Origin of the sequence: Nocardia sputorum (assembly GCF_027924405.1) — a bacterium.
In the GTDB taxonomy this organism is placed as follows: domain Bacteria; phylum Actinomycetota; class Actinomycetes; order Mycobacteriales; family Mycobacteriaceae; genus Nocardia; species Nocardia sputorum.
In genome coordinates this window covers 6,253,424-6,275,118 of the sequence record NZ_AP026978.1, presented here as the reverse complement: position 1 = coordinate 6,275,118, position 21,695 = coordinate 6,253,424, and the positions used below count along the sequence as shown (strand labels likewise).

Annotated in this window: 15 protein-coding genes; 14 read left to right on the top strand and 1 reads right to left on the bottom strand. The window is 67.1% G+C overall.

Annotated elements, in window-relative coordinates; genetic code table 11:
- The first annotated feature begins 65 nt into the window (after window positions 1-65).
- From QMG86_RS28075 to QMG86_RS28010, 14 genes are all read left to right on the top strand, one after another.
- Entirely contained in the window at window positions 66-1,142 is a 1,077-nt protein-coding gene (locus QMG86_RS28075; RefSeq protein ID WP_281875733.1) for an ABC transporter ATP-binding protein, read from the top strand.
- A 98-nt stretch (window positions 1,143-1,240) separates the two neighbouring features.
- Entirely contained in the window at window positions 1,241-1,948 is a 708-nt protein-coding gene (locus tag QMG86_RS28070; RefSeq protein ID WP_228829281.1) for an MlaE family ABC transporter permease, read from the top strand.
- Window positions 1,949-1,951: 3 nt separating this feature from the next.
- Window positions 1,952-2,815, top strand: a complete 864-nt coding sequence (locus tag QMG86_RS28065; RefSeq protein WP_159841734.1) for an MlaE family ABC transporter permease — start codon at window positions 1,952-1,954, stop codon at window positions 2,813-2,815.
- Entirely contained in the window at window positions 2,812-4,161 is a 1,350-nt protein-coding gene (locus QMG86_RS28060) for an MCE family protein (protein ID WP_281875729.1), read from the top strand. Before QMG86_RS28065 ends, QMG86_RS28060 begins: the two co-directional genes overlap by 4 nt.
- Window positions 4,158-5,234, top strand: coding sequence for an MCE family protein (locus tag QMG86_RS28055; RefSeq protein ID WP_281875728.1), 1,077 nt, complete (start codon window positions 4,158-4,160; stop codon window positions 5,232-5,234). The genes QMG86_RS28060 and QMG86_RS28055 overlap by 4 nt, the downstream gene beginning before the upstream one ends.
- A complete protein-coding gene (locus QMG86_RS28050; protein ID WP_281875726.1) occupies window positions 5,234-6,244 on the top strand; it encodes an MCE family protein in 1,011 nt (336 codons plus the stop codon). Before QMG86_RS28055 ends, QMG86_RS28050 begins: the two co-directional genes overlap by 1 nt.
- A 37-nt stretch (window positions 6,245-6,281) precedes the next feature.
- Complete coding sequence (locus tag QMG86_RS28045; RefSeq protein ID WP_281881161.1) at window positions 6,282-7,514, top strand: MCE family protein; 1,233 nt, start codon at window positions 6,282-6,284, stop codon at window positions 7,512-7,514.
- On the top strand, window positions 7,511-8,749 hold the full coding sequence (locus QMG86_RS28040; protein ID WP_281875725.1) for an MCE family protein: 1,239 nt from the start codon (window positions 7,511-7,513) through the stop codon (window positions 8,747-8,749). Before QMG86_RS28045 ends, QMG86_RS28040 begins: the two co-directional genes overlap by 4 nt.
- The gene (locus tag QMG86_RS28035) at window positions 8,746-9,987 is read left to right on the top strand and encodes an MCE family protein (RefSeq protein ID WP_281875723.1); all 1,242 of its coding nucleotides are present in this window, start codon (window positions 8,746-8,748) and stop codon (window positions 9,985-9,987) included. Before QMG86_RS28040 ends, QMG86_RS28035 begins: the two co-directional genes overlap by 4 nt.
- 106 nt (window positions 9,988-10,093) lie before the next feature.
- A complete protein-coding gene (locus tag QMG86_RS28030; protein ID WP_281875720.1) occupies window positions 10,094-10,825 on the top strand; it encodes a hypothetical protein in 732 nt (243 codons plus the stop codon).
- A 9-nt stretch (window positions 10,826-10,834) separates the two neighbouring features.
- The gene (locus QMG86_RS28025; protein ID WP_281875719.1) at window positions 10,835-11,572 is read left to right on the top strand and encodes a hypothetical protein; all 738 of its coding nucleotides are present in this window, start codon (window positions 10,835-10,837) and stop codon (window positions 11,570-11,572) included.
- 409 nt (window positions 11,573-11,981) lie between these two features.
- On the top strand, window positions 11,982-15,488 hold the full coding sequence (gene rpoB, locus QMG86_RS28020) for a DNA-directed RNA polymerase subunit beta (RefSeq protein WP_281875718.1): 3,507 nt from the start codon (window positions 11,982-11,984) through the stop codon (window positions 15,486-15,488).
- Between the two features lie 99 nt (window positions 15,489-15,587).
- Complete coding sequence (locus QMG86_RS28015; protein WP_281875717.1) at window positions 15,588-19,541, top strand: DNA-directed RNA polymerase subunit beta'; 3,954 nt, start codon at window positions 15,588-15,590, stop codon at window positions 19,539-19,541.
- A 141-nt stretch (window positions 19,542-19,682) separates the two neighbouring features.
- Window positions 19,683-20,144 (top strand): PaaI family thioesterase, encoded by a 462-nt coding sequence (locus QMG86_RS28010; protein WP_281875716.1) that lies wholly within the window; start codon window positions 19,683-19,685, stop codon window positions 20,142-20,144.
- 451 nt (window positions 20,145-20,595) lie between these two features.
- On the opposite strand, the gene QMG86_RS28005 is transcribed toward QMG86_RS28010, so the two are convergent.
- Entirely contained in the window at window positions 20,596-21,606 is a 1,011-nt protein-coding gene (locus QMG86_RS28005; protein WP_281875715.1) for an aldo/keto reductase, read from the bottom strand.
- Between the last annotated feature and the right edge of the window lie 89 nt (window positions 21,607-21,695).

The following is a 21,695-nucleotide window of genomic DNA, read 5'->3' as shown; positions in this document are numbered from 1 at the left end:
CGCACCGTGATGACCGAGCGCGCGGTTCGCCGGTGGGCAGCTCGCTGAGAATTGTGGAGGTTGGCGTGGGCGTCGAGGTCAGGACCGAGAGTGTAACCAAGTCTTTCGGTTCCCAGCGAATTTGGCAGGATGTGTCTCTGACGTTGCCCTCGGGCGAGGTCAGTGCGCTGCTGGGCCCGTCGGGTACCGGTAAGTCGGTGTTCCTGAAGTCGCTGATCGGCCTGCTGCGCCCCGAACGCGGCTCCATCTTCATCGACGGCACCGATATCACCACCTGCTCCAACAAGGAGCTCTACGAGATCCGCAAGCTCTTCGGCGTGCTGTTCCAGGACGGCGCGCTGTTCGGCTCGATGAACCTGTTCGACAACGTGGCCTTCCCGTTGCGCGAGCACACCAAGAAGAGCGAAGCCGAGATCAAGAAGATCGTCATGGAGAAGCTGGAGCTCACCGGTCTGCTCGGGGCCGAGGGCAAGCTGCCCGGCGAGATCTCCGGTGGTATGCGCAAGCGCGCCGGGCTGGCCCGCGCCCTGGTGCTGGATCCGCAGATCATCCTCGTCGACGAGCCCGACTCCGGCCTGGACCCGGTGCGCACCTCGTACCTGTCGCAGCTGCTGATCGACATCAACGCGCAGATCGACGCCACGATCCTGATCGTCACGCACAACATCAACCTCGCGCGCACGGTGCCGGACAACATCGGCATGCTGTTCCGCCGCCAGCTGGTCATGTTCGGCCCGCGCGAGGTGCTGCTCACCTCCGAGGAGCCGGTGGTCAAGCAGTTCCTCAACGGCCGCATGATCGGCCCGATCGGCATGTCCGAGGAGAAGGACGAGGCGCAGATGGCGCGCGAGCAGGCGTTGGTGGACGCCGGGCACCACCACGGCGGCGCGGAGGAGGTCGAAGGCATCATCCCGCAGATGCGCGCGACCCCGGGTATGCCGGTGCGCCAGGCGGTCCTGCGGCGTAAGGAACGCGTCCGCGAGATCATGCACACGCTGCCGCACGCCGCGCAGGTCGCGATCCGCGAATCACTTGCCGAAAACGACGACACGCAGGTGATGGCATACAACAGCGGCGACCTGGCTAATTATCAAGGCGGCGCGTACGACACCACCGTGCGGCACAACGCAACTAACGGGTAACATCTGCGATCGTGAATTCGACCCTGGCGCGATTGCGAACTCCCCTGGAGTCGGGGTTTGCCCAGGCCGGCAATATATTTGCGCTGCTCATCGACGTTATGCGGAAGACATTCCGTCGTCCGTTCGAGTGGCGGGAGTTCATCGAGCAGTCGTGGTTCATCGCGAGTGTCTCGATCCTGCCCAGCGCGCTGGTCGCGATTCCGTTCGGCGCGGTCGTGGCATTGCAGACCGGCTCGTTGATCAAGCAGCTGGGCGCGGAGTCCTTCACGGGCGCGACCAGTGTGCTGGCAACCGTCCAGCAGGCCGCCCCCGTCGTGACCGCCCTGATCATCGCGGGCGCGGCCGGTTCGGCAGTGGCCGCCGATCTCGGCTCGCGCACCATCCGCGAGGAGATCGACGCGATGGAAGTGCTCGGCATCGATCCGGTGCGAAAGCTGGTGGTGCCGCGCGTACTCGGCATGATGCTGGTCGCGCTGCTGCTCAACGGCCTGGTCTCGGTGGTCGGCATCGCCGGTGGGTACTTCTTCAACGTGTTGCTGCAAGGCGGCACGCCCGGCGCCTACCTGGCGTCGTTCTCCGCCCTCGCCCAGCTGCCGGACCTGTGGATCGGTGAGATCAAGGCGGCGGTGTTCGGCCTGCTCGCCGGCGTCATCGCCGCGTACAAGGGGCTGCATCCCAAGGGGGGCCCGAAAGGAGTCGGTGACGCGGTGAACCAATCCGTGGTGATCACGTTCATGGTGCTGTTCTTCGTGAACCTCATCCTGACCCTGGTGTACCTACAGGTCGTCCCGGCCAAGGGTGCCTGACGGATGGCCACGTCGTACCGGACCCCGGTCGCCAAGTCCATGCGCCGGGTGGGTGAAGTCGCTCGTATGCCGCTCAACGTCATCGATCGCGCGGGCGAGCAGATGTCGTTCTACACGCGGGCCATCGCGTGGATCCCGCGGACCGCGGTGCATTACCGCAAGGAAGTCATGCGGTTGCTCGCCGAGGTCACCTTCGGCTCCGGCGCGCTGGCGGTGATCGGCGGCACCATCGGCGTCATCGTGTTCATGTCCGGCTCCGTCGGCGTCGTCGTCGGTCTGCAGGGCTTCAAGGCCCTCGACGCGCTCGGCAGCTCGGTGCTCACCGGCTTCCTCACCGCCTACATCAACACCCGCGAGATCGCTCCGCTGGTCGCCGCGCTCGCCCTCTCCGCCACCGTCGGCTGCGGTTTCACCGCGCAGCTGGGCGCCATGCGGATCTCCGAGGAGATCGACGCGCTCGAGGTGATGGCGGTGCCCGGCGTGCCGTTCCTGGTGACCAGCCGGGTGATCGCCGGGTTCCTCGCGGTGATCCCGCTCTACATCGTCGGGCTGCTCGGCACGTTCCTGGCGTCGCGGTCGATCAGCATCTGGTTCAACGGCCAATCCAGCGGTTCCTACGACCACTACTTCAGTTTGTTCCTGCCACCGGAGGACGTGCTCTATTCGTTCCTCAAGGTGCTGGTCTTCGCGTTCGTGATCATCATGGTGCACTGCTACTACGGGTTCCACGCCACCGGCGGACCCGCCGGCGTCGGCGTCGCGGTCGGCCGCGCGGTCCGCGCCGCGATCGTCCTGGTGAATGTGCTCGACTTCTTCCTCAGCCTCGCGATCTGGGGCACCACCACCACGGTGCGGGTGGCCGGATGAGCCGCACGCAGGCCTGGCGCTCGACCGCGAAGCTGCGAACCCGAGTGCTCGGCATCGCTTTCTTCGTCGTGGTCGCACTGTTCCTCTGGACCACCATCGCGATCTACAACAAGCAGTTCGTGAAGACTGTGCACGTCGATCTGATCACCGACAGCGTGGGCAACGCGCTGACCCGCAACGCGGACGTGAAGGTGCGCGGCATCACCGTCGGCGAGGTGCGCTCGAGCAGGTCCGAGGGCGGCGAGGTGACCTTGGACCTGGCCATCAATCCGGACAAGGCGCAGCAGATCCCGGCCAACGCGACCGCGCGCCTGCTGCCCAAGACGTTGTTCGGCGAGCGCTACGTGGATCTGGTGATCCCGGAGAACCCGAGCCCGCAGCACCTCACCGACGGCCTGACGCTGCACCAGGACGTCAGCGGCAACGCCATCGAGTTGAGCAAACTTCTCGACGACCTGCTGCCGTTGCTGCAGGCCATCCCGCCGCAGGATCTCGCGGCCACGCTGGGCGCGCTGTCGCAGGCGCTGGCCGGTCAGGGCTTCGCGCTCGGCGAGACCGTGGACAGGCTGGACGACGCCTTCCGCCAGGTCAACGTCGTGCTTCCGGACCTGCAGGCCGACCTGCGCAGCTTCGCCGAGGTGGCGGCCACCTACTCCGACGCGGCGCCGCAGCTGATCCAGGCTCTGGACAACCTGCGCACGACCAACGCCACGATCGTGCAGCGGCGCACCGACATCGACGCCCTCTACGCGACGCTCACGCCGGCCTCGGCCAGCACCACCGATTTCCTGATCGCCAACCGCGACAACATCGTCGACGTGGCCGCCGACTCCCGGCCCGCGCTGGAGCAGCTGGCCTACTACTCGCCGAACTACGCCTGCGCGCTGGCGAACTTCGCGCAGCTGAAGCCGCGCATCGACCGGATCTTCGGCAAGGGCACCGATCTGCCCGGCTCGCGGGTGACCATCGAACTGGTCAACACCCGCGGCAAGTACCTGCCCAACCAAGACGAACCGCGCTGGCTGGACACCCGGGGGCCGTGGTGCATCCCCGAGATGCCGCTGGGCGTCGACCCCGGCCAGTACACCGGCGGCCCGAACAACGACGGCTCCTACGCCGTGCCCAGCCGCAACCCCGGTGACCAGGAGACCGGCCACCTGGAGCCGCCGCAGTTCGGCGTCCACCCGGCGAGCAAGATGCCGACGATCGCCGGTTCCCCCATGGAGCAGCAGTCGCTCGGCGCGATCTACGGCGCGGCCAACGGCGTCGCCCCGGATCAGGTGCCGGGCTGGGTGACCCGGGCCGGCGCGCCCGCGTTCCGCGGAAGCGAGGTGAGCGTGCGATGAAGCAGCATCTGCGCGGCTTGGGCGGTCCGCTGACCAAGCTGATCATCTTCGTCGTGGTGACCCTGTTCGTGACCACTGTGCTCGCGCTGTCCATCGCGAACTACGGCGGCGGCGGTACCGGGTTCAAGGCCAGATTCACCGACGTCACCGCGCTCAACCCGGGCGACGAGGTCCGCATCGCCGGCGTCCGGGTCGGCAAGGTCACCGACGTCTCGATCGTGGACAAGCGGCTGGCCGAGGTGGAATTCGACCTCACCGACCGTGATTGGCTGCCCGCCTCGACCACCGCCACGATCAAGTACCGCAACCTGGTCGGCCAGCGCTACATCGCGCTGGAGCAGGGGACCGGGGAGCAGGGCCGCAAGCTGAACAAGGGCGGCACCATCCCGCTGGAGCGCACCAGGCCCGCACTGAACCTGACCACGCTGTTCAACGGCTTCCGGCCGCTGTTCCGGACGTTGACCGCCGAGGACGTGAACAAGCTGTCCTTCGAGATCATCCAGGTCTTCCAGGGCGAGCAGGGCACCATCCACGATCTGGTCGCGACCACCGCGAACCTGACCAACAAGATCGCGGACAAGGACGCCGTGATCGGTGAGCTGACCCGCAACCTGACCGCCGTGCTGGACACCGTGAACCAGCGCGACGACCAGTTCGATCAGTTGATCGTGAACACCGAGGCGCTGATCAGCGGCCTGAACGCCGAACGCGACACGATCGGGCGCTCGGTGACCTCGCTGGCGAATCTGACGTCGGCGACCTCGGACCTGCTCGTCCCGGTGCGTCCGACGCTGCAAGGGTCGATCGCGGGTCTGAGCCAGTTGACCGGCACGCTCGACGAGCGTTCGGACGAGGTGAACGAGGCGCTGTACAACCTGCCGCTGAAGATGGAGAAGCTCGGGCGCGCCGCGAGTTACGGCTCCTGGTTCCAGTTCTACCTGTGCGGCATCGACATCGTGGTCGGTCCGGGCGCCGTCGAGGCGCCGCAGCTCAACCTGCCCGCCGGCCTGCCGACGATCAACCAGCCGTTGTACACCAACGCCGCGCCACGCTGCCATGGGAAGGCTCGCTGATGGACGACCGCATTCTGCTCGGCAAGCGCAGCCCGGCGTTCCTGGGCGCGCTCGGCATCGCCGTCGTGCTGTTGGTGACGATGTCGGCTTTCTTCCTGGATCGGTTGCCGATCATCGGGGCCGGGACCAAGTACACCGCGGAATTCAGCGAGGCGGCGGGTCTGAAGAAGGGCAACGAAGTCCGGGTGGCGGGCGTCAAGGTCGGCTCGGTCTCCGACGTCCGGCTCGACGGTGACCGGGTGCTCGTGGACTTCCGCACCAAGGACACCTGGATCGGCAACGAGACCACCGCGTCCATCCAGATCAAGACGCTGCTCGGACAGAAGTACCTCGCGCTCGACCCGAGGGGCTCGAAACCGGCCACGCCGAGTTCGCGGATCCCGCTCTCGCGCACGGTGTCCCCGTACGACGTGGTGGACGCGTTCACCGACGCCGCGCGCACCATCGATCAGATCGACACCACGCAGCTGGCCAAGAGCATGCAGGTGCTGTCGGAGGCGTTCGAGACGACGCCGCCGGAGATCCGTGGCTCCATCGACGGTGTGGCCCGGCTGTCGGAGACGCTGGCCAAGCGCGATCAGGAGCTGAAGAAGCTGTTCGCCGCGACCAGGCAGACCACCCAGATCCTGGCCGACCGCAACGCGCAGTTCGAGCGGCTGCTCGGCAACGGCGGTCAGCTGCTGGCCGAGCTGAACATCCGGCAGCAGTCCATCAAGCAGCTGCTGGCGGGCGCCAGAACGGTATCGGCGGAGTTGAGCGCGCTCGTGCACGACAACGAGCAGCAGATCGGGCCCGCGCTGACGAATCTGCGCGCCTCCATCGATCTGCTCAACGCCAATCAGCAGAACATCTCCAAGACGCTCGAACTCGCGGCGCCGTTCTACAGCCTCTACGCCAGCGTGCTCGGCACCGGGCGCTGGTTCGACGCGGTGATCGTCAACGTGGTGCCGCCCGCACTGCCCGAAATCCCCGGCTACCGTCAGCCGATCCGCACCTTGGGAGGTAACTGACGTGGCGGACAACTGGCGTAGCGATCCGGTCGGTGCGGTGCGCGGCTCCAGCCGCGGCGCCAAGGTGGGCATCGCGCTGGTGCTCGTCCTCGCCGTGCTGGTGGCGGTGGTGCTGTGGTGGCTGTTCAACCGGCTGACCACCACCAAGATCACCGCGTACTTCGATCGCTCGGTCGGCATCTACGAGGGCTCGGACGTCCGGATTCTCGGCGTGCCGGTCGGCTCGGTGGATTCGGTGGAGCCGCAGGGCGATCAGGTGAAGATCGTGATGAGCGTGGACCGCAAGTACGACGTGCCCGCGGGTGCGCGAGCCGCTCAGATCACGCCCTCGATCGTGTCGGACCGCTACATCCAGCTCACGCCCGCCTACACCGGCGGCCCGAAGATGGCGCGGGAAGCGACCATTCCGCGCGAGCGCACGGCGACGCCGGTCGAAGTGGACCAGCTGTACAAGAGCATCACCGAGCTCTCGGACGCACTGGGACCCAACGGCGCCAACGCCGAGGGCGCGGTGAACGAGCTGGTGCGCACCGGCGCGGCGAACCTGGCCGGCAACGGCGAGGCGCTGGCCAACAGCCTGACCCAGTTGTCCAGGGCGGCCCGCTACCTCTCGGACGCGCGCGGCGACATCTTCGACACGGTCAAGAACCTGCAGGCGTTCATCACCATGTTGGCGCAGAACGACCAGCAGGTGCGGCAGTTCAACACCCAGCTGGCCGATCTGTCGACGTTCCTCGCCGACGAGCGCGAAGATCTCGGAGCGGCACTGCATCTGCTGTCGATCGCGCTGGGCGACGTCGCCCGCTTCATCGACGACAACCGGGACCTGATCGCGAGCAATGCCGAAGGGCTCATCCAGCTCACCCAGACGTTGTCCGATCAGCGCAACGACGTGGCCGCCCTGCTGCCGGTCCTGCCGGTGGCGTTGAGCAACCTGATCAACGTGCACAATGCCGAATCGGGCACGCTGGACATGCGCGCCAACTTCCCTGAACTGCAGGACCCGTTCGGCGTGGTGTGCAAGATGCTCGACCTGTCCAAACTGAAGCCCGGCGATTCCAAGTTCGAGGCGCTCGGCAGGCAGATGCGGCCGATCCTCGACCACTGCAAGGAGATCACCGACCAGATCACCGCCGGGGTGCAGACCCCGACGCTGAATCTGCCGTTCGGCATCCTCAGCGGCGAGAACCAGCAGCGTGACCCGGTGCCGGGCACGGTGCCCGGCACGCCTTCGGACCGGCTTCCGCCGTCGCAGGGAGGGGAGCGATGAGCATCCGAATCCGTTTCGTCGCGCGCGGGCTGGGCGCGGCCGTGGCACTGGGATTGTCCGCCGCGCTGGTCACCTCGTGCGCCGCCGACGGCATCTACAGCGTGCCGCTGCCCGGCGGCGCGGACGTGGGCGAGCACCCGATGCACATCGACATCCAGTTCGACGACGTCCTGGACCTGGTGCCGCAGTCGGCGGTCAAGGTAGAGGGGGTGCCGGTCGGGCGGGTCGAGAAGATCAGCATCGGCAAGGACCAGTGGACCGCCACGGTGCGCACCGTGGTCAACTCGTCGGTGGACCTGCCCGCGAACGCGCGCGCCGAGGTCCGGCAATCGAATCTGCTCGGCGAGAAGTTCATCGAACTGTCCAAGCCCGCCGCCGATCCGGAGCCCCGCAGGCTGGCCGACGGCTCGGTCATCCCGGTCGACCGCACCCGGCACGCCACCGAGGTCGAGCAGGTGCTGGGCGCGCTGTCGCTGCTGCTCAACGGCGGCGGCGTCGCGCAGTTGCAGCCGATCGTCACCGAACTGAACAAGACCCTCGGCGGTCGCGAAGACCGGGTGCGCTCGCTGATCGAGCAGGCGAACACGCTGATCGGCGGCCTGAACCAGCAGGTGGACGACATCACCCGCGCGCTGGACGGCCTCGACGTGCTCAGCAGCCGGGTGAGCAAGCAGACCGATCAGATCGGCAAGATCCTCGACCAGTTGCCCCAGGGCATCAAGATCCTGGAAGAGCAGCGCCCGCAACTGGTCGCGCTGCTCGCGCAGCTGGACCGGCTCGGTGCGGCGGGCTTCGACGTGCTGAACACGTCGAAGGACGACCTGATCCGCGATCTCACCTCGCTGCGGCCGACCTTGCAGGAGCTGGGCCGGTCGGCGCCGGATCTGGTCGCCGCGGTCCCGCTGATCCCGACCTATCCGTTCCCCGACTCGGCGCTGGAGAGCACCTTCGGCGGCAGCGTGAACACCTGGCTGTCGGTGGACCAGCAGATCGGTGTCACGCTGAGCAATCTCGGTGTGGGCAAACCGGATCCGGTGTACATCCCGCCGGTCGGCCCGCCTGTGCCGGTGAACCCGACCAATCCGTATTACAACGGCAACGGCCCGCGTCCGGGCTGGCCGACGGTGTCGATCCTGCCGCTGCCGCCGCTGATGGCGCAGCCGCCCGCACCCGGCGTGCCCGGTCCGGTCGGGGCGATCCTCGAGCAACTAGGCGTAGGGAGTGGTCCGCGATGACCCGTCTGGTGCGGTGGCAGCTCATCGCGTTCGTGGTGATCGCGGTGCTCGGTGTCGTCTATGTCGGCGGCAAGTACATCCGGCTCGACCACATGTTCGGGCTCAACGAGTACACGGTGAAGCTGCGCGCGGCGCAGACCGGTGGCATCTACAAGGGCGCCGAGGTGACCTACCGCGGCGTCCCGGTCGGCCGGGTCGGTGAACTGGAGCTCACCGGCGAGGGCGTGGTGATGAATCTCGTCATCGACACGAGCGCGCCGAAGATCCCGGCGTCGGCGAAGGCCGTGGTGGCCAATCGATCGGCGATCGGCGAGCAGTACGTCGACTTGCAGCCCGATTCGGACGAAGGCCCGTATCTGCGGGACAACTCGGTGATCACCTCGGCGACCCTGCCGGTGCCGGTCGAGGAACTGGTGTCCAGCGTGGACACCTTCGCGGGCTCGGTGGACCTGGCCGCGCTCAACACGACGGTCCGCGAGCTGGGCAAGGCGTTCGACGGCAAGGGCGACGATCTGCAGGTGCTGATCGACTCGCTGAACAAGTTCACCGAGACCTTCCACGCGACCCTGCCGCAGACGATCCAGCTGATCCGCGACGGCCGCGTCGCACTCGGCACCCAGGCCGAGCAGTCCGCGGCCATCCGCGAGTTCAGCGACGGCCTGGACAAGCTCACCGCCCAGCTGCGCTCCAGCGACCCCGACGTGCGCAGGCTCATCGGCACCGGAACCGACGCGGGCGAGCAGCTCGGCGCGCTGATCGACGAGAGCGGCGGCTCGCTCACCCAGGACCTGACCAACCTGCGGCTGCTGTTGCAGGTGATCTCGCCGAAGTTCTACGCGATCAAGCCGCTGCTGCAGATGCTCCCGCAGCTGTCGGTGGGCGGGTCCTCGACCGCGCCCGGCGACGGGACCAGCCACTTCGGTCTGGTGCTCGAGACCAACAATCCGCCCGCCTGTACGGTGGGCTACGAGGGCACGCACCGGATTTTGGAACAGATGAAGGCGCAGAACCCGAACTTCGACGACACGCGCGACGAGTTCCCGTTCAACAAGGACGCCAAATGTCTTGTGCCGTTCGGTAATCCGACCGCCGTCCGGGGTGGCGAGCGCGCCGAGCTGGCCGATCCGGCCATCGTCCAGCCCTGGGACTCCAACCCGAAGACCGATCCGGAAAAGCTGAACCTGAATCCGGTCGCTGTGCAGTTGTCGACCCTGCTGGGGGTCACGCCGAAGCGGTGACCAGGAGCAATGACGTTAGGGTGTCTCGCGTGAGTGACTGGAGCGAGCGAACCACGGCCACCCGGCCCTGGAGCGCGACCGAGCCGACCGACGGCGAGACGCTGTCGTGACCGCCGACCTGACCAAGCGATCCGACCAGGCGTCGCCGGATACCGAGACGACCGCGCCCGCGTCGTCCGCGCAGCCGGCCGCCGGTGATCGGAAGGCCACGGCCGAACAGGCCGGCGGCGCGACCGAGCACCCGGGTGGCGCGTCCGCGCTGAGCCGAGTGGCTTTGGTCTGCTCGGCCGTGTTGCTGGTGATCGCGTTGATCAACGCCGCATGGTTCGGGGCGGGCTGGGTGCGGTCCGCGCTCACCGACGGCCCGCGCGGTGACGCCAGGGACACCGCGCTCGACGCCGCGCGCCAAGCCGCGCTCAACATGACCTCGATGAACCTCGACGACGTGCCCGGCTCGCTGGCGTTGGCCCGGACCTCGATGACCGGCGCGCTGCTGGATTCGGCCACGAAGAACAAGGACCAGGCCGAGCAGATGGCCCAGCAGAGCGGGGTCGGGATGACCTCGAAGGTGCTCGGCGCCGCGCTCACCTCGCTCAACAGCGAGCAGGACAAGGCATCGGCGCTGGTCGTGCTGCAGGTCACCGAGAAGGGCAAGGACAAGCCGTCCGCCGACTACCGCTACACCTGGACGGTCGACCTGGCCAAGGACGGCGAGGTCTGGAAGGCCGAGCAGATCTCCTCGCTGAGCCAGCCGGTGTTGCTCAGCGGAGGCCCCACCGCGCCGACCCCCGCATCGGCGGCCGACCAGCCGCCGGCCGCGCCGAAGCCGGGATCGTAGGAGGAACCCATGACGTCTCGCCGACCGGTCAACCGGGTCACCTCCAAGCGCAGGCCCGCCACGGAGCAGGCCCGCGCCGCCGCCCCGCGCAGCGAACGGCCAGGAACAGCCCGCAAACCGCGCGTGGCGGGCGTTTCGCGGCCCGCCGCGGAGCCGGACACCCGCCCCGCCGAGCAGCGTCCTAGGGACGCGGCCGGTTCGTCGTGGCGCAAGATCGTGTCGCGCGGCAACGACCGTCCACGGCGGCGCACGACCGGACGACCGCGCTGGGGCGTCACCGCGGCCTTGTTGCTCGCCGCGCTCCTGCTCGGTGGTTTCGCCTGGTTCGCCGCGCAGAAGCCGGGGGTGGACACGTCGAACAAGGCGTACGTGGACAACGAGGCGACGCAAGAAGTGCGGGCGGCGGCTGACAACGCGTTGCGGACCGTCTACGCCTACGACGTCAAGCACATCGACGGCTATCGGGACACCGCGAAGCAGGTGCTCACCGGAAAGATGCTCGCCGACCTGGACAAGTATGCCGACACCACCATCTCGGCCGTGAAACAGGCTCAGACCAGCGCGGATGCGAAAGCCGACCCGATTGCTGTGACATTGCTCACTGATGATCGCGCGGAGCTGATCGTCAACTTGGTGGTCAGCGCCACCAAGGACGGCGTGGCGCAGCAGAGCGTCGCGGGGCCGGTGGTCCTGCACATGCAGAAGGTGGACGGCCGCTGGCTGGCCAGCGACATCGTCGATCAGTAACAGCCACCACATCGGCCGGGATGACACAGCGCGCCAGGCGATCTCGCCGGGTGCCCCGCCGGGCCTGCCACTTGACGAGTTTCGCCCGAACCGTCACGCTATTCACAACAGCGGCAGCTGTCACAGTGGCTCTCAGCGCACCGCGGCTCAGGACGCAGCCAGCGAATTCGGCCCGGCGCGCCAGCCATGTGGACGATCACACGGGTGGTACTTTGACACCCCCGTGTACTTGGGTGTAGGTTTGGACGTTGCGCTGGCTGCCTCCTGTCCATACCTCGATTCGCACACGTAAGTTCACCCTTCCGGTGTTACTTCCGTCGTTGCCTGTTCGAGTTTCGTTCGGGTAGTAACCAGCGGAATTCGTAGCAGACAGAGCGACGGTCGCGGACCACCACGCGACGCGCATGAGGTGCTGGAAGGACGCATCTTGGCAGTCTCCACCCAGACCAAGGCAGTTGCCGGAATCCCCGGAGCCCCGTTGCGGGTGTCTTTCGCGAAGATCCGTGAACCCTTGGAGGTGCCCGGGCTTCTCGACCTACAAACGGAATCGTTCGCCTGGTTGATCGGTTCGCCGGATTGGCGCGAGCGCGCGGCCGCTCGCGGCGACGTCGGCCTAGTCGGTGGCCTCGAGGAGGTGCTCGAGGAGCTGTCTCCGATCGAGGACTTCTCCGGCTCCATGTCGCTGTCCTTCTCCGATCCGCGCTTCGAGGAGGTCAAGGCCTCGATCGACGAGTGCAAAGACAAGGACATGACGTATGCGGCTCCGCTGTTCGTGACGGCGGAGTTCATCAACAACAACACCGGTGAGATCAAGAGCCAGACGGTCTTCATGGGTGATTTCCCGATGATGACCGACAAGGGCACGTTCATCATCAACGGCACCGAGCGCGTCGTGGTGTCGCAGCTGGTGCGTTCGCCGGGTGTGTACTTCGACCACAGTGTGGACAAGGGCACGGAGAAGGACCTGCACAGCGTGCGGGTGATCCCGTCGCGCGGTGCGTGGCTGGAGTTCGACGTGGACAAGCGCGACACCGTGGGTGTGCGCATCGACCGCAAACGCCGCCAGCCGGTCACCGTGCTGCTCAAGGCGCTGGGGTGGACCACCGAGGAGATCGTCGAGCGCTTCGGCTTCTCCGAGATCATGATGTCGACCCTGGAGAAGGACAACACCGCGGGCCAGGACGAGGCGCTGCTGGACATCTACCGCAAGCTGCGTCCGGGCGAGCCGCCGACCAAGGAGTCGGCGCAGACCCTGCTGGAGAATCTGTTCTTCAAGGAGAAGCGCTACGACCTGGCGCGCGTGGGTCGCTACAAGATCAACAAGAAGCTGGGCATCCACCTGGGCGAGCAGGTCGTCGGTTCGGTGCTGACGAAGGAAGACATCGTCAACACCATCGAGTACCTGGTGCGCCTGCACTCCGGTGACAAGACCATGACCGCTCCCGGCGGCGTCGAGGTCCCGGTGGAAGTGGACGACATCGACCACTTCGGCAACCGTCGACTGCGCACCGTGGGCGAGCTGATCCAGAACCAGATCCGGGTCGGTCTCTCCCGCATGGAGCGCGTGGTCCGCGAGCGGATGACCACGCAGGACGTCGAGGCGATCACGCCGCAGACCCTGATCAACATCCGCCCGGTCGTCGCCGCGATCAAGGAGTTCTTCGGAACCTCCCAGCTGTCGCAGTTCATGGACCAGAACAACCCGCTGTCGGGTCTGACCCACAAGCGCCGCCTGTCGGCGCTGGGCCCGGGTGGTCTGTCTCGTGAGCGCGCCGGCCTGGAAGTCCGTGACGTCCACCCGTCGCACTACGGCCGGATGTGCCCGATCGAGACCCCGGAAGGCCCGAACATCGGCCTGATCGGCTCGCTGTCGGTGTACGCGCGGGTCAACCCGTTCGGCTTCATCGAAACCCCGTACCGCAAGGTCGTCGACGGCCGGGTCACCGACGAGGTGGTCTACCTGACCGCCGACGAAGAGGACCGCCACGTGCGCGCCCAGGCGAACTCGCCGGTCGACGCGGACGGCCGCTTCCTCGAGGACCGGGTGCTGTGCCGCCGCGGCAACGAGGAGAACGAGCTCGTCGCGGCCACCGAGGTCGACTTCATGGACGTCTCGCCGCGCCAGATGGTGTCGGTCGCGACGGCGATGATCCCGTTCCTCGAGCACGACGACGCCAACCGCGCCCTCATGGGCGCGAACATGCAGCGTCAGGCGGTTCCGCTGATCCGTTCCGAGGCGCCGATCGTCGGCACCGGCATGGAGCTGCGCGCGGCCGTGGACGCGGGCGACGTCGTGGTGAACGAGAAGGCCGGTGTGGTCGAGGAGGTCTCCGCCGACTACGTCACCGTGATGGCCGACGACGGCACCCGCAAGTCCTACCGGATGCGCAAGTTCGCTCGGTCCAACCAGGGCACGTGCGCCAACCAGCGTCCGATCGTGGACGAGGGTCAGCGGGTGGAGCGCGGCCAGGTGCTGGCCGATGGTCCGTGCACCGAGAACGGTGAGATGGCGCTGGGTAAGAACCTGTTGGTGGCGATCATGCCGTGGGAGGGGCACAACTACGAGGACGCGATCATCCTGTCGCAGCGGTTGGTGGAGGAGGACGTGCTCACTTCGATTCATATCGAGGAGCACGAGATCGATGCTCGTGACACCAAGCTGGGTGCCGAGGAGATCACCCGCGATATCCCGAACGTCTCCGATGAGGTGCTCGCCGATCTGGACGAGCGTGGCATCGTGCGTATCGGTGCGGAGGTGCGTGACGGTGACATCCTGGTGGGCAAGGTGACCCCGAAGGGTGAGACCGAGCTGACTCCGGAGGAGCGGTTGTTGCGGGCGATCTTCGGGGAGAAGGCGCGGGAGGTGCGTGATACCTCGTTGAAGGTGCCCCATGGTGAGTCCGGCAAGGTGATCGGGATCCGGGTGTTCTCCCGGGAGGACGACGATGATCTGCCGCCGGGTGTCAACGAGCTGGTTCGGGTGTATGTGGCGCAGAAGCGCAAGATCCAGGACGGTGACAAGCTCGCAGGCCGCCACGGCAACAAGGGTGTCATCGGCAAGATCCTGCCGACCGAGGACATGCCGTTCCTGCCGGATGGCACCCCGGTCGACATCATCCTCAACACCCACGGTGTGCCGCGTCGTATGAACATCGGCCAGATCCTGGAAACCCATCTGGGCTGGATCGGCAAAGCAGGCTGGAAGGTCGACGTCGCGACCGACGGCACCCGCCCCGATTGGGCGCAGGCGCTGCCGGAACAGATGCTCGGCGCTCCGGCCGACTCCAACATCGCCACGCCGGTGTTCGACGGCGCGCGGGAGGAGGAGCTGACCGGTCTGCTGGCCTCGACGCTGCCCAACCGCGACGGCGAGCGGATGGTCAACGACGACGGCAAGGCCACGCTGTTCGACGGGCGTTCCGGTGAACCGTTCCCGTACCCGGTGGCGGTGGGCTACATGTACATCCTGAAGCTGCACCACCTGGTCGACGACAAGATCCACGCGCGCTCGACCGGCCCGTACTCGATGATCACCCAGCAGCCGCTGGGCGGTAAGGCGCAGTTCGGTGGCCAGCGTTTCGGCGAGATGGAGTGCTGGGCCATGCAGGCCTACGGCGCGGCCTACACCCTGCAGGAACTGCTGACCATCAAGTCCGACGACGTCGTCGGCCGCGTGAAGGTCTACGAGGCGATCGTCAAGGGCGAGAACATCCCGGAACCGGGCATCCCGGAATCGTTCAAGGTCCTGCTCAAGGAACTCCAGTCGCTGTGCCTCAACGTCGAAGTGCTGTCGTCCGACGGCGCCGCGATCGAGCTGCGCGAAGGCGAGGACGAGGACCTGGAGCGTGCGGCGGCCAACCTGGGCATCAACCTGTCGAGGAACGAAGCGGCCACCGTCGACGATCTGGCGAACTAGGCGGCAGGCCGGATGCCGCGCAGACGGCATCCGGCCCCGCACATAACTCACTAGTGAACTTTTGCTCGAATTCGACCCGCACAGGGGAAAGGAAGTTACGTGCTAGACGTCAACTTCTTCGATGAACTCCGGATCGGCCTGGCCACCGCCGAGGACATCCGTCAGTGGTCCTACGGCGAGGTGAAGAAGCCGGAGACCATCAACTACCGCACGCTCAAGCCGGAGAAGGACGGCCTGTTCTGCGAGAAGATCTTCGGTCCCACCCGGGACTGGGAGTGCTACTGCGGCAAGTACAAGCGCGTCCGCTTCAAGGGCATCATCTGTGAGCGCTGTGGCGTCGAGGTGACTCGCGCCAAGGTGCGCCGCGAGCGCATGGGCCACATCGAGCTGGCCGCTCCGGTCACCCACATCTGGTACTTCAAGGGCGTGCCCTCGCGCCTTGGCTACCTGCTCGACCTGGCGCCGAAGGATCTGGAGAAGATCATCTACTTCGCCGCCTACGTCATCGTGGCGGTCGACGAGGAGCTGCGGCACAACGAGCTGTCCACGCTCGAGGCCGAGATGGAGGTCGAGAAGAAGGCGGTCGCCGACCAGCGCGACGCCGACCTCGAGGCCCGCGCCCAGAAGCTCGAGGCCGACCTGGCCGAGCTGGAGGCCGAAGGCGCCAAGTCCGACGTCCGCCGCAAGGTCAAGGACGGCGGCGAGCGGGAGATGCGCCAGCTCCGCGACCGCGCCCAGCGTGAGCTGGACCGGCTGGAGGAGATCTGGAACACCTTCACCAAGCTGGCGCCCAAGCAGCTCATCGTCGACGAGGTGCTCTACCGTGAGCTGGTCGACCGCTACGGCGAGTACTTCACCGGCGCGATGGGCGCGGAGTCCATCCAGAAGCTGATGGAGAGCTTCGACATCGAGGCCGAGGCCGAGTCGCTGCGCGAGACCATTCGCACCGGCAAGGGCCAGAAGAAGCTGCGCGCGCTCAAGCGGCTCAAGGTCGTCGCGGCCTTCCAGGCCAACGGCAACTCGCCGATGGGCATGGTGCTCGACGCCGTTCCGGTGATCCCGCCGGAGCTGCGCCCGATGGTTCAGCTCGACGGTGGCCGCTTCGCCACCTCCGACCTGAACGACCTGTACCGTCGCGTGATCAACCGCAACAACCGCCTCAAGCGACTGATCGACCTCGGCGCGCCCGAGATCATCGTCAACAACGAGAAGCGGATGCTGCAGGAGTCCGTCGACGCCCTGTTCGACAACGGCCGCCGCGGCCGTCCGGTCACCGGGCCGGGCAACCGTCCGCTCAAGTCGCTGTCCGACCTGCTCAAGGGCAAGCAGGGCCGCTTCCGTCAGAACCTGCTCGGTAAGCGCGTCGACTACTCCGGCCGTTCGGTCATCGTCGTCGGTCCGCAGCTGAAGCTGCACCAGTGCGGTCTGCCCAAGCTGATGGCGCTGGAGCTGTTCAAGCCGTTCGTGATGAAGCGCCTGGTCGACCTGAACCACGCGCAGAACATCAAGTCCGCCAAGCGGATGGTGGAGCGGCAGCGGCCGCAGGTGTGGGACGTCCTCGAAGAGGTCATCGCCGAACACCCGGTGCTGCTCAACCGCGCGCCCACCCTGCACCGTCTCGGTATCCAGGCCTTCGAGCCGCAGCTGGTGGAAGGCAAGGCCATCCAGCTGCACCCGCTGGTCTGTGAGGCGTTCAACGCCGACTTCGACGGTGACCAGATGGCCGTGCACCTGCCGCTGTCGGCGGAGGCGCAGGCCGAGGCGCGCGTGCTGATGCTGTCGTCGAACAACATCCTGTCGCCCGCTTCCGGCCGGCCGCTGGCCATGCCGCGTCTGGACATGGTGACCGGTCTGTACTACCTGACCCGTCTGGAAGAGGGCGCGAAGGGCTCCTACCAGCCGGCCACCGCCGACGGTCCGGAGCGGGGCGTGTACTCCTCGCCCGCCGAGGCGCAGATGGCGGTGGACCGCGGTGAGCTCACCGTGCGTTCGCTGATCAAGGTCCGGCTGACCGACCAGCGTCCGCCCAAGGACGTCGAGGCGGAGCTGTTCCCGGAGGGCTGGCGGCGCGGCGACGCGTGGACCACCGAGACGACGCTGGGCCGGGTGCTGTTCAACGAGCTGCTGCCCGCGGACTACGCGTTCATCAACGAGCAGATGCCCAAGAAGCGCCAGGCGACGATCATCAACGATCTCGCCGAGCGTTACCCGATGATCGTGGTCGCGCAGACCGTCGACAAGCTCAAGGACGCCGGCTTCTACTGGGCCACGCGTTCCGGCGTGACGGTCTCCATGTCCGACGTGCTCGTGCCGCCGGAGAAGGCCGAGATCATGGAGCGCTACGAGGCGCAGTCGGATCAGATCGAGAAGAAGTACCAGCGTGGTGCGCTCGATCACCAGGAGCGCAACAACGCCCTGGTCAAGATCTGGCAGGAGGCGACCGAGGAGGTCGGTAAGGCGCTGCGCGCGCACTACCCGGCCGACAACCCGATCATCACGATCGTCGACTCGGGCGCCACGGGTAACTTCACCCAGACCCGTACCCTCGCCGGTATGAAGGGCCTGGTGACGAACCCGAAGGGTGAGTTCATCCCGCGGCCGATCAAGTCCTCCTTCCGTGAGGGCCTGACGGTTCTGGAGTACTTCATCAACACCCACGGCGCTCGTAAGGGTCTGGCCGACACCGCGCTGCGCACCGCCGACTCGGGTTACCTGACCCGTCGTCTGGTGGACGTCTCGCAGGACGTCATCGTGCGCGAGCACGACTGCGGCACCGAGCGCGGCATCGTGGTGCCGATCGCGGAGAAGCAGCTCGACGGCTCGATCATCCGCGACGCGCACGTGGAGACATCCACCTACGCGCGGACGCTCGCGGCCGACGCGCTCGACGCGCAGGGCAACGTCATCGTGGCGAAGGGCGCCGACCTCGGCGACCCGGCGCTGGAGGCGCTGCTGGAGGCCGGCATCACCGAGGTGAAGGTCCGCTCCGTGCTGACCTGCACCACCGGCACCGGCGTGTGCGCGACCTGCTACGGCCGTTCGATGGCGACCGGCAAGCTGGTCGACATCGGTGAGGCCGTCGGTATCGTCGCCGCGCAGTCCATCGGTGAGCCCGGTACCCAGCTGACCATGCGCACCTTCCACCAGGGTGGTGTCGCGGGTGACGACATCACCGGCGGTCTGCCCCGCGTGCAGGAGCTGTTCGAGGCGCGCGTGCCGAAGGGCAAGGCGCCTATCGCCGAGGTCTCCGGTCGCGTGCGGCTGGAGGACGACGATCGCTTCTACAAGATCACCATCATCCCGGATGACGGTGGCGAAGAGGTTGTCTACGACAAGCTCTCGAAGCGTCAGCGTCTGCGCGTGTTCAAGCACGACGATGGCACCGAGCGCCTGCTCTCGGACGGTGACCACGTCGAGGTCGGTCAGCAGCTGCTGGAAGGCGCGGCGGATCCGCACGAGGTGCTGCGCATCATGGGCCCGCGTCAGGTTCAGGTCCACCTGGTCCACGAGGTCCAGGAGGTCTATCGGTCGCAGGGTGTGTCGATCCACGACAAGCACATCGAGGTCATCGTGCGCCAGATGCTGCGTCGCGTGACGATCATCGACTCGGGCGCCACGGAGTTCCTGCCCGGCTCGCTCACCGAGCGCGCCGAGTTCGAGGCCGCCAACCGTCGCGTCGTCGCCGAGGGCAACGAGCCCGCGGCGGGTCGCCCGGTGCTGATGGGTATCACCAAGGCGTCGCTGGCCACCGACTCGTGGCTGTCGGCGGCGTCCTTCCAGGAGACCACCCGAGTCCTGACGGACGCGGCGATCAACTGCCGCTCCGACAAGCTCATCGGCCTCAAGGAGAACGTGATCATCGGTAAGTTGATCCCGGCCGGTACCGGTATCAACCGCTACCGCAACATCCAGGTGCAGCCGACCGAGGAAGCCCGTGCCGCCGCGTACGCGGTGCCGTCCTACGACGACACCTACTACAGCCCGGACAGCTTCGGTCAGACCACCGGCGCCGCAGTCCCGCTCGACGACTACGGCTTCAGCGACTACCGCTGATCCGTCAGCCGTAAGGCATCCGGCCCCCGCTCCGTTCTGGAGCGGGGGCCGGATTCGTTTGCGCGTGGTGGACAACCGGCGCGCGAGTCAGTAAAACTGGAACAGGTTTCAGTTCTGTTCCTGGAGGTGGCGGTGGACGGCGTGGCGTTGGCGGACCTGGTAGTGGCCGGGTTCCGGAAGCTGGGGTTCATCCGGTACGCGGGAGTGGAATGGGAGGAGTTCGCGGCCGGGCGCAACGTGGTGTCGATCGTGCCGAGGGCGGAACATCTGAATCACAACGGGGATCTGCACGCCGCGGTGTTGTTCGGGATGGCCGAGACCGCGGCGATGGGCGCGTCGGTGTCGGGAATCGTGGATCTGATGGGGGATACGTTCATCGTCGCCAAGGACGGGCGTATCGAGTACAAGGCCCGTGCCAAAGGGGAGGCGGGGCCGTTTCGCGCGACTTCCGCGTTCTCCGACGAGACGCTGGCGAAGATGCGGGCGGACATCGAGGCGAAAGTGCCACTCGAACTCGAAGTTCCGGTGGACATCACCGACAAAACCGGAAGGACGGTCGCCGTAGCGGCATTCACGGCCGTGCTTCGTCCACGTCGGTCCTGATCTCGCCCAAGGTGCTCGGCCCGGAATGATCGGCGGTACGCCAGGAACCGGTGCCGCGGCTGAGTGCCTGGACGGGATGATCAGCCGTGCTTCACAGTGGAGCGGCCGGTATTGCGGCCGAGCCTCTGGATGCCGCGCACGCCGGTGCGGTGCGAATCGCGGGGCGGGCATCGTCACCGGCCCGTTGTCGCGGCGAGAAAGTCCATCGCCGCACTGCTGCCGCGGATTTCCGGCCGGGTGACCGGCTCGGCCGTCGGGGTATCGGGGCGCTGCGCTCGCAGGCGGTGCTCGCCGCCGAATTGGGGGTCAGCCGCCAGGCGCCCAACAAGTTGACGGCCCCGGCGACACCGTGGTCGGGGCGCTTGCGATACGGGGTCCGGACCGGCGGTGCTATATGGCGCGCGGTGGGTGGTCCGAAGCGCGGCCCGGCAACCACGCTCCGGACGCTATCTCACTGCTCGCTGTCGAGCATCGCCATCTGCGCCGTGGCGTAGCGGTCGCCCGCGACCCGGTCGGCGGGTACGGCCGCTTCGATGGTGGACAACTCCTCGTCGGTGAGCGAGAGATCCAGCGCGCGTATGGCTTCCGCCCAGCGTTCGCGTCGGCGGGTGCCGATGAGCGGCACGATGTCGTCGCCTCGGGTCAGCGCCCAGGCGATGGCCAGTTGCGCCACCGAGGCGTCCTTGCGCGCCGCGATCTCGGTCAGCGCGCGGACCAGCTCCAGATTCCGGTCGAGGTTCTCGCCCTGGAAACGCGGGCTGTGGGCGCGGAAATCGCTCGTGGCGAAGGTGGCGCCGGGCTTGATCGCATCGCTGAGCAGGCCGCGGGAGAGCACGCCGTAGGCCGTGACGCTGATGCCGAGCTCGCGGCAGACGGGCAGGATGCGCTCCTCGATGTTCCGCGAGATCAGCGAGTACTCGATCTGCAGGTCCACGATGGGATGCACGGCCGCGGCGCGCCGGATGGTTTCCGGGCCGACCTCGGACAGGCCGACGTGGCGCACATATCCGGCTTCGATCAGCTCGCCGATGGCGCCGACGGTGTCCTCGATCGGCACGCTCGGGTCCAGCCGGGCGGGGCGGTAGATGTCGATGTGGTCGACGCCGAGCCGCTGCAGGCTGTAAGCCAGGAAATTGCGCAGCGCGGCCGGGCGGTTGTCTATGCCGACGAAAGCGCCGTCGGGCCCGCGCAGCGCGCCGAACTTCACGCTCAGGACCACGTCCTCGCGGGGACGCTCGGCGATGGCCTTGCCGATCAGCATCTCGTTGTGTCCCGCACCGTAGAAATCGCCGGTATCGATGAGGTTGACGCCGGAGTCCAGCGCCGCGTGGATGGTCGCGGTCGATTCGGCGTCGTCGGTCGCGCCGTACGCGCCGGACATGCTCATCGCGCCGAGGCCGATGCGGCTCACGGTCGGGCCGGTGGCCCCGAGCCGCACTTCGTCGATCTTCGTTGTCGTCATGGGATCAGCCTGCGCCGGTCGCGAGCGACGCGGGAGAGATCGCTTATCGGGGGAGCGGCGATCCCTGGCTGAGCACGCCGTTCCGGGGG